General features: G+C 49.3%; 11 protein-coding genes and 1 riboswitch. Of the genes, 6 read left to right on the top strand and 5 right to left on the bottom strand.

Annotation, left to right across the window (positions count from 1 at the left end; all coding sequences use genetic code 11):
* From astA to MJX74_RS06220, 3 genes are all read left to right on the top strand, one after another.
* On the top strand, window positions 1-1,029 hold the full coding sequence (gene astA / locus MJX74_RS06230) for an arginine N-succinyltransferase (RefSeq protein ID WP_240221763.1): 1,029 nt from the start codon (window positions 1-3) through the stop codon (window positions 1,027-1,029).
* Between the two features lie 44 nt (window positions 1,030-1,073).
* Window positions 1,074-1,877: a DUF1338 domain-containing protein gene (locus MJX74_RS06225; RefSeq protein WP_240221762.1), complete on the top strand. Its 804-nt coding sequence runs from the start codon at window positions 1,074-1,076 to the stop codon at window positions 1,875-1,877.
* Between the two features lie 129 nt (window positions 1,878-2,006).
* Entirely contained in the window at window positions 2,007-3,455 is a 1,449-nt protein-coding gene (locus MJX74_RS06220) for an FG-GAP repeat domain-containing protein (RefSeq protein ID WP_240221761.1), read from the top strand.
* Between the two features lie 66 nt (window positions 3,456-3,521).
* Here MJX74_RS06220 and MJX74_RS06215 read toward each other — a convergent pair whose 3' ends face one another.
* Window positions 3,522-6,707 carry an amidohydrolase family protein gene (locus MJX74_RS06215; RefSeq protein ID WP_240221759.1) on the bottom strand — a complete coding sequence of 1,062 codons (3,186 nt, stop codon included), beginning with the start codon at window positions 6,705-6,707 and terminating at the stop codon, window positions 3,522-3,524.
* A gap of 136 nt (window positions 6,708-6,843) precedes the next feature.
* On the opposite strand from MJX74_RS06215, the gene MJX74_RS06210 reads away from it, so the two are divergent.
* Together MJX74_RS06210 and MJX74_RS06205 are read left to right on the top strand one after the other, a co-directional pair.
* Window positions 6,844-7,086: a DUF1289 domain-containing protein gene (locus MJX74_RS06210; RefSeq protein WP_240221757.1), complete on the top strand. Its 243-nt coding sequence runs from the start codon at window positions 6,844-6,846 to the stop codon at window positions 7,084-7,086.
* 67 nt (window positions 7,087-7,153) lie between these two features.
* Window positions 7,154-8,704, top strand: coding sequence for a cation:proton antiporter family protein (locus MJX74_RS06205; protein WP_240221755.1), 1,551 nt, complete (start codon window positions 7,154-7,156; stop codon window positions 8,702-8,704).
* 52 nt (window positions 8,705-8,756) lie between these two features.
* Here the strand turns inward: MJX74_RS06205 and sugE are convergent, their stop codons facing one another.
* Together sugE and MJX74_RS06195 are read right to left on the bottom strand one after the other, a co-directional pair.
* Entirely contained in the window at window positions 8,757-9,071 is a 315-nt protein-coding gene (sugE, locus tag MJX74_RS06200; RefSeq protein WP_240221753.1) for a quaternary ammonium compound efflux SMR transporter SugE, read from the bottom strand.
* A 167-nt stretch (window positions 9,072-9,238) separates the two neighbouring features.
* Window positions 9,239-9,610, bottom strand: a complete 372-nt coding sequence (locus MJX74_RS06195) for a DUF3718 domain-containing protein (protein WP_240221751.1) — start codon at window positions 9,608-9,610, stop codon at window positions 9,239-9,241.
* Between the two features lie 129 nt (window positions 9,611-9,739).
* Window positions 9,740-9,835: riboswitch (cyclic di-GMP riboswitch) on the bottom strand.
* A gap of 245 nt (window positions 9,836-10,080) precedes the next feature.
* On the opposite strand from MJX74_RS06195, the gene MJX74_RS06190 reads away from it, so the two are divergent.
* Window positions 10,081-10,413: a DUF1840 domain-containing protein gene (locus MJX74_RS06190; RefSeq protein WP_240221749.1), complete on the top strand. Its 333-nt coding sequence runs from the start codon at window positions 10,081-10,083 to the stop codon at window positions 10,411-10,413.
* Window positions 10,414-10,418: 5 nt separating this feature from the next.
* On the opposite strand, the gene MJX74_RS06185 is transcribed toward MJX74_RS06190, so the two are convergent.
* Window positions 10,419-11,753 carry a sensor histidine kinase gene (locus MJX74_RS06185; protein ID WP_240221747.1) on the bottom strand — a complete coding sequence of 445 codons (1,335 nt, stop codon included), beginning with the start codon at window positions 11,751-11,753 and terminating at the stop codon, window positions 10,419-10,421.
* A complete protein-coding gene (locus MJX74_RS06180) occupies window positions 11,743-13,083 on the bottom strand; it encodes a sigma-54-dependent transcriptional regulator (protein ID WP_240221745.1) in 1,341 nt (446 codons plus the stop codon). Before MJX74_RS06180 ends, MJX74_RS06185 begins: the two co-directional genes overlap by 11 nt.

Raw genomic sequence — 13,083 nt, 5'->3', positions numbered from 1 at the left:
ATGTTAGTGATCCGGCCGATAACGGCAGCTGATTTTGCAGCGCTGAAAAATATCGCTATAGAATCCGGCGCCGGTTTTACCTCGTTGCCGGTAAACGATGCGCGGTTAAAGCAGAAAATTGAACATGCCGAGCACAGCTTTGCGGCTGAGGTGAATACACCGGGCGATCAGGGCTATCTGTTTGTGCTGGAAGATACCCAAAGCGGTGAAATTGTTGGTACTACCGGCATAGAAGCCGCGGTGGGTACCAGCACGCCGCTGTATCACTTTCAGCAGAATACCGTTATTCACCACAGCGCTGAGTTAAATGTATTTAACCAGTTAAAAACGCTGACACTGTGTAACGATTACACCGGCGCATCAGAAATTTGCACGCTGTTTTTGCGTGAAAGCTACCGGCGCAACCATGCCGGGCGGTTTTTATCCAAAGTGCGGTTTTTGTTTATGGCCGAGTATCCACAGCGTTTTAGCGACAGAGTAATAGCTGAAATGCGTGGCGCAGCCGACACAGATGGCCAGCCACCATTTTGGCATTGGTTGCAAAAGCTGTTTTTAACCATTGATTTCCCCACGGCAGATCATTTAATCGGCGTGGGCAAAAAAGCCTTTATTGCTGAGCTGATGCCGCGCCATCCTATTTATGTTGGTTTGCTGCCCGAAGCGGCACAGCAGGTGATAGGCCAGGTGCATCAAAATACCAAGCCGGCACTGAAGATGCTGGAAAGCGAAGGCTTTAACCATCGTGGTTATATTGATTTGTTTGATGCGGGCCCCACGGTAGAGGCACGGTTAAGCCAAATAAAATCGGTGGCGGCCAGCAAAAAAGTCAGAGTTAAAATCGCTGAAGTGCAGGGGGAGCAAACGCTGGCCGTGGCAAATACGGCATTGCAGCAGTTCAGAGCCAGTTTTGGTAAGAACGCCAAGTTTGATGCAGATCAGCAACAGCTGCTGCTAAGCGCAGAATTTGCCGATACACTGCGTCTGCACGATGGCGATATGGCGAGATTTATAGTGTTAGACAAGGCCTGAGGGCCAGACAAGTAATAACCGGTAAATGTTAAGGCGGAATAAATATGCACACTGATGTAAAAGCGTTGTTTGCCAACCTGTGGCAAGACTATGTAGCCGTGACTCCTTCTGCCAAAAAAGTACACCAGTTGCTGGGTAGCTCGCAGCAGGATGACGTGATTAACGACCATATTGCGCTGCGTACTTTTAATCTGGAAAAGGTAGGGTTGGAAAAACTGGCTGCACACTTTAAAGCACTGGGCTATGAAGAATGCGGCGAGTATCATTTTGAAGCGAAAAAGCTGTATGCCAAGCATTACGAGCATGCCGATCGTAGCTTACCTAAAGTGTTTATCTCTGAGCTGCTGTTAGATAAATGCTCAGCTTACCTGCGCGATACCATTACCGCGCTGGTTGAACAAATCCCCTCTGAAGCGGTAACAGCGGATAACTTCCTCTATAGCGGTACGCACTGGCAGGTAAGCCAGGCCACCTATGAGAAGTTGCTGGCAGAAAGTGAGTATGCGGCCTGGGTTGCAGCCTGGGGTTACCGGGCTAACCACTTCACCGTGAGTGTGAATGACTTGCAAAGCTTCGCTACCTTAGAGCAGGTAAACAGTACATTAAAAGACGAAGGCTTTTTACTCAATACTTCAGGTGGTGAAATTAAAGGCACGCCAGAAGTTTATTTAGAGCAGTCGTCGACGCTGGCTGATTTACACCCGGTGCAGTTCAGTGATGTTGTTGCTACCATTCCAAGCTGTTTTTATGAATTTGCCCGGCGTTATCCAATGACAAACGGTTTACTGTATACCGGTTTTGTTGCGGCGTCGGCAGATAAAATTTTCGAAAGCACCAACGCTCGTTAAGGTTAGGGTGTCCTAAATTTTGTTACACAATTGAAGCCGGTATTTACCGGCTTTTTGCGTTATCATCCGGATAAGAATAAGTTACGTAACACTATTTATTCACCTAACGTCTTAACCGGGATAAACATAATGAAAAAAGTCAGTGCGCTGCTGTTTACCTTAGGCTTTGCCTGTGTTGATGCATTATCGGCACAGTTAGATAAAGTCACGGTTGCGCTGCAACATCCTGCTAATGGCAGCATTATCCATTTGCCAGAGCGGCAGCAGTTGCTGGTGTCAGGTTTTAGCCAATTTGCCCGCTGGTTGTCGGTAATAGATTTAACCGATTATCAAGTACAGTTGTTGCCGATACCGGACGACGCGCAGTTTTTTAACAAAGCCCTACTGGCAGGTGACAGTAAACCACAACTGGTCTTTCTCGGGCTGGGTGGCATTAGCCGGTTAAATGCCGCTAATACGGCCGCTGAGCGGCTAGTTACCAGCACGTCCTTGTACCGGGTGCTGGATCAAAACCGGCTGCGCGAGGCCAATTTTGTTGTCGATCTTGGCTCTGGCTTAAGTGATTTTATTATTGCGGACTTTCAGCACACGCATTTATACCGCCAGCAGGCTGATGGCAGTTTTACCCACTATCCGCTGCAAATTCCGGCGTTTGTGCAAAGCTGGCGTGCCAGCCCCGATTACAGCCCGCGTAAGCACTATCTGGCTGATGTAAACATGGACGGCAAAACCGATTTATTGTTTGTCTGGCAGGGCAAGTTCCAGGCATTTTTACAGCAATTGGATGGCAGTTTTGCTACTGAGCCTGTGGCAATGAACTGGCCGGTAGGGTTGTCTACCGAGCAGGAAGCCGATCAGCGCAACGATGCCGGGCGTAGTTACAGTGGCCAGAATATCGACACGCTGCGTGATATCACCGACATTGATGGTGATGGCATAGCTGATCTGGTGATTAACCGCGAGCAGCTGGCCGATGCACTGGAGCGCAATAACAGTTTTCGTATTCACTTTGGTACTGCCACTGAGCAGGGGTTAAGCTTCAGCGCCGAGCCGGATACCCGTATTACTACCGACACCTCGCCGATAGATGTGGTGATTGATGATTTTAACGGCGATGGTCGCAAGGATTTTTATATTCCCAGCACCCATTTTGGCGTGGGTACTCTGGTTCGGGTATTGCTGCGCGGCAGTGCTAATCTGGATATTGATTTTTATCTGTTAAATGAGCAACGCCAGTACAGTGCCAAAGCCGATTTTCGCCAGCAAGCCACCATTGAGGTGAGTATTGGTAACTTTCGCTACGATATGCCGCTGTTTCAGGTAGCGAACCTCAGCGGCGATGGCTTTAAATCATTGCTGGTCGGCGATGGCCGCGAGCAACTGCGGGTATATCAGCATGATAATACACGCTTGTTCAGCCGGCGCAGTGAAAAGTTAAAACTGGACTTACCGCGTGATGCCAGCAAAGTGCAGGTAATGGACCTTACCGGCAATGGCAAAGATGATCTGGTATTGCCGTTTGATACTCAGGATAACGAAGCACTGCGTAATCAGGTCCATTTTCTGCTCAAACGTTAGGTTGTTATCGTTACTACTTATTGTGTGGCAGCAAAAAGCCCCGGACCTATGCCGGGGCTGTATGTTTTAACGTGGTTCAAACTCAAATAACTGGCGTTTACGCTCGCGCAGGCCAATTTCGTTCATGCTGTTAGCATCAAATAAGCGGCCGTTTACCATGGTGTGGGTTACGCGATCGCTGACGCGGATATCTTCGAGCGGGTTGCCGTCTATCACAATTAAGTCAGCCAGTTTACCGGCTTCCAGTGAGCCTAACTGATGGTCCATACCAAAAGTTTTGGCCGGGTTGATGGTAGCGGTTTTCAGCGCTTCCAGCGGGCTCATGCCACCCTGGGCAAACATCCATATTTCCCAGTGCGCGCCTAAGCCTTCACGCTGGCCATGAGCACCGATATTGGCTACTACACCGATATCGCTTAGCTCTTTGGCCGTTTTTACTACATTAAAATGGTTGTAGTGGTTATCCGGTGCGGTAGGGCGGCGCATACTGCGTGGTGCTAACTGATCCATCGGTACGTAGCTGCGCATTTTCGGGTGTTTCCACACTTCGGTTTTATCGTACCAGTAGTTTTCCCCCCAAATACCGCCATAAGCTACTACCAGTGTAGGGGTATAGGCGGTTTTGCTGGCCTGCCACAATTGCTTAATGTCGTCATACACTTTTGCTGCCGGCAGCGCATGCTCAACGGTGGTGTGGCCATCGACTATCATGGTCAGGTTATGCTGCATTAATGAGCCGCCTTCGGGCACTACCATCATATTTAGCTCGCGGGCAGCCTGAATAACCTGCTGGCGTTGGTTACGCCGTGGCTGGTTGTAGCTTTTGACACTGAAAGCGCCGGCTTTTTGCAGGCGCTCTAAATGAAATTTAGCATCGTCCAGGCTGTCGATATGCGAGGTGTAACCTGCACCTTCTGCGCCGTATAGAATAGTGCCGGTAGAAAAAATACGCGGCCCGGCTATCATGCCGGAGCGCTGCATTTCGCTGGCGGCAAACACCTCGCGGGTATCGTTAGACGGGTCATGAATGGCGGTAACACCAAAGGCAAGTGAAGCATAGTTCTGCCAGTTTTGCTGCGGTATTATCTGATTACTGCCCTGTGAGCTGTGGGCATGGGCGTCAAACAGGCCCGGCATAATGGTTTTACCGCTGATATCAAATACTTTTGCATCAGTAGGTACAGCAACATCACTACGTTTACCGACGGCTTTAATTTTGTTGTTTTCAACCAGTACTACGCCGTCCTGAATCACTTCATCACCGTTCATGGTGATCACCTGGCCGCCAACAAAAGCCACACTGCCTCGCGGTATGTCGGCCGGTACACTAAAGCCCAGGTTAACGCCGTTTTTAGCGGCAAAATCGGTTTTATCACCAAAATCAAACAAGCCCTCAATGCTGGCATGATACAGCTCCGGGCCCAGGCTCCAGTAGATATGGCGGCTGTTACCGCTCCAACTGATATATTCACCGGCGCGCACAGACAGTTGTTTTACCGGGAATTGCTTATCGGTGCCGCTGATATCAATAGCTTTACCACGCTCAGTAAAGGGTGTAACAAAGACTTTAAAACGATCGGCAAATGCCAGGTATTTACCATCCGGCGACAGTTTAAATTCAGTGCCGAATTTGGCAGTGTACAGTGTTTGTTGGGTGTGTTTGGTTAAATCAATGCGGATAAGGCTGGGCGAGCTACCGTAGTCCATAGCATAAACGGCGTTATTGTCGGCGCCAAACATAGGCGCGCGGCCGTTACTGCTGATAAGCTCCGGTGTACCGCCTTTGCTGCTGATTTTATATAAACCGGTATTTAACGACCATTGGCGTGGCAGTAAACTGCCGGCACCGGTTTTGCGGTATATTACCGTTTTACCATCCGGGCTGAATACCGGTTCGACATACTTGCCAGGCTCGCCGGTCAGTTTACTGATACGGCCGTTGCGCAGGTTAACAATATTCACTGCACCCTGGCCGTTGTCGTTCCAGCTCACATACACCAGCTCTTTACCATCACGGGAAAACTGCGGGTAGTATTCAAAGTCGGTGCTTTGTTTTGTCAGGCGCCGTGGTTTCGGGTTAGCCACGTCGGTAATATACAAATGCCCCAGTGCGGTAAATACTGCCTGGTTACCGTCTGGCGACACCTGAATAAAACGCAGCATTTGGGTATTGAACTGATCTTTATCCAGATCCTGCTGCACCCGCACCGCAGTTTGAATTTGCTTACTGGTTGTTACGTTAAACGCAATAGTTGTGGCTTGCTTATCGGCAATATTGAGCTTTTTAATCTCGCCACCGGCCCAGAATACCAATGCTTTATTATCGGGTGTCCAGCTAAGCGTAGGATACACACCGTGAATGGCCCAGGTTTCCTGCATATCACGGTCCAGGCCGTCATACAGCTTAATATGTTCGCCGCTGGTTAAATCATATAAAAACAGTGTGCTTTGAAAATCTACCCGGCGGATATACGCCAGATATTTACCATCCGGTGAGGGTGTAGGGCGGATAGCGCCACCGGCGCCGTCCAGCACCACCTCCCATTTGCCGGTTTCACGCTCAAAGCGCTTGATCACATAAATGCCGCTTTCAGAATCTTTGCTGTAATGAAAGGTTTTGCCTGGTGTGTCATCCTGCGAGAAATAGATGTATTTGCCATCTGGCGAAAATGCCGGTTCGCCCAGGTCTTTTTGATCATTGGCCCTTTCGGTCAGCATAATGCCGTTACCGCCGGTTTTATGGTACTGCCATATTTCACCGGCACCTAACGAGCGGCTGGCAGTAAAGTGCTTACGCGCAACAATAAATTCGCCATCCGGGCTCCAGGCTGGGCTGTTCAGCAGGCGGAATGTCTCGTTGGTTACAGCACGTGGCTCGCTGCCGTCGGCATTCATGATCCAGATATTATCGCCACCGCCTTCATCGCTGGTATAGGCAATATGTTTACCATCAGGGCTAAAAGTAGGCTGCATTTGCCAGCCAATGTCTTTGGTAAGCGGTGTGGCGTTGCCTCCACCGATGGGCATGGTGTAAATATCACCAAGTAAGTCAAAGGCGAGGGTTTTACCATCCGGGCTCACTGCCACGTTCATCCAACTGCCTTGTGAGACGTTAATATCAACGGTTTCAAACTGACCTTGCGGTGCATTAACGTCCCACGCCGGTACCTTATCCGGTGCTCTGTCTGTTTCGGCCTGCAGAAAAAAACTGCTTAGCGCAAGTGCAATAAGCGAAGGGGTTATTGGTTTCATTGGTAGGTTCCTGTATTTTCTTATCATAGTTTTATTCTCTGTTGTAGAGTGGCATAAAGCCGTAGCAGAGTTAAGCGTTGTATGCTGGCCTTGCGTCAGAACTCATACAACAAAAGATAAAAGCAAGGAGTAAAATGTGGTTGAATCGCCCTGCGTAGCCAGTTGCCGGCTTAACAGCGATAAGTTATGTGTTGGTTGTTATCGTCACATCAGTGAAATAGTGGACTGGAATAAGCGCACAGACGAGCAAAATATCGATATATTACAAAAAGTTGCCAAGCGTAAACATTTTGCTGTCAGCCATAATGTGCCACAAGGTGAAACCAGCCCGATAACGCAGGCAGAGTGGCAGGCTGCCAAGTTTTTAACGCGGACATGATCCACATTAATAGGTGAACTTGGTTATTACGCTACTATATTAACCACCGGATAAAAAGGATAAACAGATGCTGGAAGCGGTGTGGATAGGCTTTGCATTTTCGCTGGGTTTGCTGGTACGGGCCATCGGCCTGCCGCCTTTAGTCGGTTATTTGCTGGCTGGTTTTGTCATTTCTGCTACGGCCTCTGATTTAAACCTGCCATCAGAAGGGCCATCTATTATTCATCATGTGGCGCACCTGGGTGTGTTGCTGCTGCTATTTACCGTAGGTTTAAAGCTCAATGTACGCAGTTTAGGCAAGCCTGAAGTACTGGGTGGCAGTATCCTGCATTTTTGCTTGTCGATTGTCCTTACATTACCGGCTGTGCTGCTGATTTTTGACGTAAGCTGGTATCAGGCGCTAATGCTGGCCGTGGCGCTGGCATTTTCCAGTACTGTACTGGCGGCTAAGGTACTGGAAGGCAAGCGTGAAATTCGCGCTTTTCATGGCCGCGTTGCCATTGGTATTCTGATCATGCAGGATTTACTGGCACTGCTGGTTATGAGCCTGGCCAATGGCACTATACCATCGCCCTGGGCACTGCTGGTATTTGCTCTGCCGCTGTTGCGCCCTGTGTTATATAAATTGCTTGATGCCAGTGGCCATGAAGACCTGCTGATTTTATTTGGCTTGCTATTGGCACTGGTAATTGGTGGCCAGGGCTTTGAGCTGGTGGGGCTAAGCTCTGAGCTTGGCGCGCTGGTATTTGGCGCTATGCTGGCAAAACACGCGCGCGCTGGCGAGCTATCTAAATCGCTCTGGAGTATTAAAGAGTTTTTTCTGGTGGGGTTTTTCCTGCAAATTGGTATTGATGGCCTGCCGGATGCAAATGCCTGGCTGTTTGCCGGTGTCATGTCATTATTGTTACCGGTCAAAGCGATATTGTTCTTCTTATTGTTAATCCTGTTCAAGTTACGCGCCCGTAGTGCTTTTTTAGCCAGTATCAGCCTGACCAATTACAGTGAGTTTGGCCTGATAGTCGCCAGTGTCGTGTTGCCCGAATGGCTTATTCCTTTGGCACTTACCGTTGCTATTTCGTTTGTGATCTCCGCGCCGTTAAATCGTTTGGCGCACCCCTTGTATGACAAGCTGTGTAACCGGCTGCTGAAGTTTGAACGTAATATTCATCATCCGGATGAGCAACCGGTGTCATTAAGTAATGCGGATGTACTGATTATGGGCATGGGGCGCACCGGCACTGCAGCGTATAATTATTTAGCCAGCAGCCGCGCAATTATTGCCATGGATTCTGATCCGGCTAAAGTTGCCGAGCATCAAAAAAAAGGTATTAATATTTTCTATGCTGATGCAGAAGATCAGGTATTTTGGCAAGGCCTGGATTTTGGCAGTGTAGAAGCCGTGATCCTGAGCATGAATGATGTTGAAGCCAAGATGATAGCCGCAACAAAATTACGCCAGGCTGGTTTTAATGGCTTTATTGTGTCGCACAGTATGCACGATGATGAAGCCCGCAATATTATTGCTGCCGGCGCTGATCAAACCTACTTAACGATGTCAGAGGCCGGTGTCGGTATCGCAGAGCATGTCCGACAGCATTGTTTTAATATAAAAGCCTGATACAAAGCCGCTGCAGCTGCACTGACAGCGGCTGTTTTTAACCAGATTGCTTTTAAGAGCTTAGCTTTAAGCCAATGATTCCGGCCAGAATTAACATAATACTCAATACCCGCGGCAGGTTAACCGGATCATTAAACAAAATAATACCGGCAATAACGGTACCCACAGCACCGATACCTGTCCAAACAGCGTAGGCTGTGCCCACCGGTAGCTGGCGCATAGCCAGGCCTAATAAGCTGATACTGATCAGCATAGCTATTAATGTAAATACTGATGGCCAGAGTTTAGTAAAGCCAGCACTGTATTTAAGCCCAAGCGCCCAGCCAATTTCGAACAGGCCTGCCAGAGAAAGTAAAAACCATGACATAGTGGTAGTACCAAAAGCGGGTGGGGTCGTCCCCGTTACAGATGCGCTGGCGGGTCGTCCCGTCAGGCAGGTTGAAAGCGGATTATAGCAAAGCCCGGCGCTAAGCCAAGCATTGCAGCAAAAACAAAGGCGCCAAACCGGCGCCTTTATTTAAAAGAATTAGCTTATTAGCTGGCGCTACGCTCTTTGATAGAAGCGATAATTGGCGATGCAGCAAAACCGTTGCTTGTAGCCCACTCTGCGTCACCTGAAGCGGCAACCAGGCTGCCTGGCAACTGGCTAAGAATAAAGCCTGCAGTGTCAGCGGCATTGTGTTTGATAGCATGGCGAACCAGTGGTAAACCGTCACATACGATACCATCGTATACTGCACGTAAACGTAAACGGTTGTCAGCTAAGGTTTTACGCAGGTTGTTTTTGTTATCTGCTGCAACGTAAGAGCAAATTGATTGTGCCAGCTGGTCGTTAGCTGCAACTGGAGTGCTGATAAATGAAGTGGCGGCGATAACAGTAGCTAAGGTGATTAATTTTGCTTTCATAGTCGTGCTCCAAAATGAGTTATTTCACAATCTTTAATTAAGCAGCTTCAGTCATTTGAAGTGCTTATCGCGAAAGGACATGCAGCATGTCGAGTAACTCTGACAGAGCAGAATAAACATCGCATTTGCGACGGCAGCCCAGCTATCGTAGATGTCATTACTTGACAACCCTTAGACCTGAAGCTTTGCGTGTACTTCCTTTCGGAAGACTTGCCTTTCGAGCGAGCGCATTCTAATTAGCGCTCGTTTTTTATGCAAGCTTAATTTGCGCTGGATCAAAATTATTTTTTAAATAAACCGGTTAAGGCTATTAAGCACAGTATTGTATAACTGCTGGTACCTTGGTTTACCGCTTTGCACCAGAGCAAAATATATTTCAACATTGGCAGCGGTTTTAGCGTTATGCTGCAGTTATTGTTCAGCCGGGCAATTATTAGCCCGGCGGCTTATAACACAGGGGTAAAGTGAGCATGATAGTAACCTTTAAATCCAAAGCCAGCGGCGATCTTATTTACTTTAAAGATGTGGCGCTTAAATTATTAAAACTGATGGGTCGTGACGAAAAAATTCCATCGGCATTATTTACCGAAGACGTCGCAACAGCACTGGCGCAGCTGCAGCAGGGATTGAATGCGATAGCTGAAACAGAGCAGGAAAAAGCAGCACAAACTGAAGCTGAACAAGCTAATAAAGGGCAAAGCGACACTGGCAAAGCCTATATTAGCCTGAATGTACGGGCAATGCCGTTAGTGGAAATGCTGCAAAAAGCCCAGAAAAAGCAGACTCCCGTGCAGTGGGAATAAAAAGCTTATAGCGCCGCGGGTGTTTGCTTTGCCAATTGCACCGTGACTTCAAGCCCCGGTGGCTGATTACGCAAACTGATGCTGCCGCCATGTGCCTCGGCAATGTCACGGCATAATGTCAGGCCAATACCAGAGCCCTGGGGTTTGCTGGTATAAAACGGTACCAGCGCATGTTGTAATACCTGTTCTGTCATACCGCCTCCGCTGTCCTGCAATATCAGCAGTAGCTTGTCTGGCGTTTGTGTTATCCGCAGTGAAATTTGCTCTGGGTTGCTGCCGCTTTCATGGGCATTTTTTAGCAAGTTCAGCAGTAACTGGGTTAACTGTTGCGGATCGGCCTGCCAGCTTTGGTTTGGCAGTTCACCTTGCAGTTCAAACTCATATTGATCCTGTAGCTGGTTTATCAGCCTGGGCCAGTTGATGTCGCACCATTGCGGCGGCGGCAATTTGGCAAACTGAATATAGGCCTGCACAAACTGATTAAGCTGCAAGCAGCGCTCGCTGATGGTGTCAAACAATTGCCCCAACGCCGTATTATGTTGCTGCTGTGCAAGCTGGCTGCCAGAAAATGCCAGTGACGATAGCGGCGCCAGCGTATTATTCAGTTCATGGCCTATTACCCTTAGCAGTTTTTTCCAGGCGTTTAACTCTTCGCGCTGAATTTCGCGGGTAAGGGGTTTTAGCAAATACAGCCAGTGTTGCTTCTGGTTAAGCTGAAACTGGCTGACAGATAAATGCCATACGGCTTGTTCGGTGCTTTCCAACCGGATCAGGCCTTGTTGGCGGCTATGCAAGGCTGCAGCCAGTTGTGGCTGCATACCGGTAACGGCAAACAGCTTACTGCCATCAAAGGCTTTACCGCTGTTAAGCAGCAGCCGTGCCGCCGGGTTAGTCATTAATACAGTATCGCTGGCATCGGTTAGCAGCAGCGCCGTCGGGCTGCTTTGTAATACAGTATCAAGCAGTAACTCGCGCTGATATAAGGTGGCGCGCTCGGTACGCAGCTGAGCCGACATGGCATTTAAGCTGCTAGCCAGGCTGCTGAGCTCAAGTACTCTGAGCTGATTAGCGCTGGTGTTAAAACTGCCATCCTGCAGGTTTTGCGCGTGCAGGTTAAGGGCCTGAATTTCCAGTTGCAGCGGCTTTAAAACCCAGCGTAGTAGCAGCGCCAAAACCACAACGCCAACGCATATCACCAGGGTGACGACGGCGTTGGCAACAAAAAAAGCGTACTGAACTGCCAGCAACAGTAGGGCGATAGCTGCACATAGCGCATTTAACCGACTATTGGTGGTTAACTTTGCTAATCTTGGCAGATAAAAACGCTGCTTAGGGCGCATCAATACCGTAGTACTCCATACGCCGGTACAACGCCTGGCGGCTGATGCCCAGCTGTTTTGCTGCGCGCGACACTACGCCCCCCGCTTGTAGCAGCGCCTGTTGCAGTTGGGCCTGGTCGATATCATCCAGTGCTCTTTTACCCGCCTGGGCAAACTGTGGTAAACCCAAATCGTTGCTTTGAATATCATTAGTGCTGCTTAGCAGCAAGGCACGCTGGCAAACGTTTTGCAGCTCGCGCACATTGCCGGGCCAGGGGTAGTGTTGCAATAACTGTTCGGCAGCAGCACTTAAGGTTTTTTTACCGGCTAGAAAATAACGAGCCAGTGGCAGGATGTCATCCGGCCGCTCACTTAAAGCAGGCAGTGCCAGTTGCACCACGTTAACGCGGTAATATAAATCCTGGCGGAACAGGCCCTGAGCAATAGCGGCGGTTAAATCGCTATTAGTTGCGCTGATTAGCCGTACATCTACTTTGCGCGTTTGGCTGGAGCCTAAGCGTTCAAACTCACCGGTTTGCAGCACCCGCAGCAGCTTGGCCTGGCCGGCCAGTGACAAATTGCCAATTTCATCCAAAAACAAACTGCCGCCATCTGCGGCTTCAAACCGGCCAATACGGGTTTTAGTTGCGCCACTATAGGCACCGGCTTCGGCGCCAAACAGTTCGGCTTCCATTAAGTCGGCGGGCAGGGCGCCCATATTCACCTTAATAAAGGGCTTATCTTTACGGGCAGAATTAGCATGCAATACGTTGGCTATGCCTTCTTTACCGGCGCCATTCGGCCCGGTAATCAGCACCGCCGCCGACGACGGTGCCAGTTGCAGCGTCATTTGCAGCAGTTGCTGCATCTGGCTGCTGGCAAACACCAGGCCGCACAGGTCTTTACCGGCAAAGGCGGCATTACGTTCACGCTCTGCGCGCTGTTGCTGCTGTGTCAGCTGTTTTAGTTTTAGTGCATTAGCTACGGTAAGCAGCAGGCGCTGGTCGTCCCAGGGCTTGGCAATATAGTCGGTGGCACCGGCTTTAACCAGTTCCACCACCATTTCTAACTGGGTCCAGGCGGTCATCAGTACGACAGGAATATCGGCATATTGCTCTCGCAGCTGGTAAAACAACGCTTTGCCCTGAGCGCCCTGCATTTCGCCAGCGCTAAAATTCATATCCTGCAAGATTAAGTCAATGCTGTGTTGGCTAAAGCTATGCTGGCCAAGCAACTGCCAGGCCTGCTCGGGAGTATGGGCACAAAACACCTGATAACCCTGCAACGCAAACAGCGTTTGCAGGGCCTGACAGATTGGCTGATTGTCATCAATAACCAATAATTTCAGCAT

Source organism: Rheinheimera hassiensis (genome assembly GCF_022436675.1).
Taxonomy (GTDB): Bacteria; Pseudomonadota; Gammaproteobacteria; order Enterobacterales; family Alteromonadaceae; genus Alishewanella; species Alishewanella hassiensis.
This window is presented reverse-complemented; position numbering and strand designations above follow the sequence as displayed.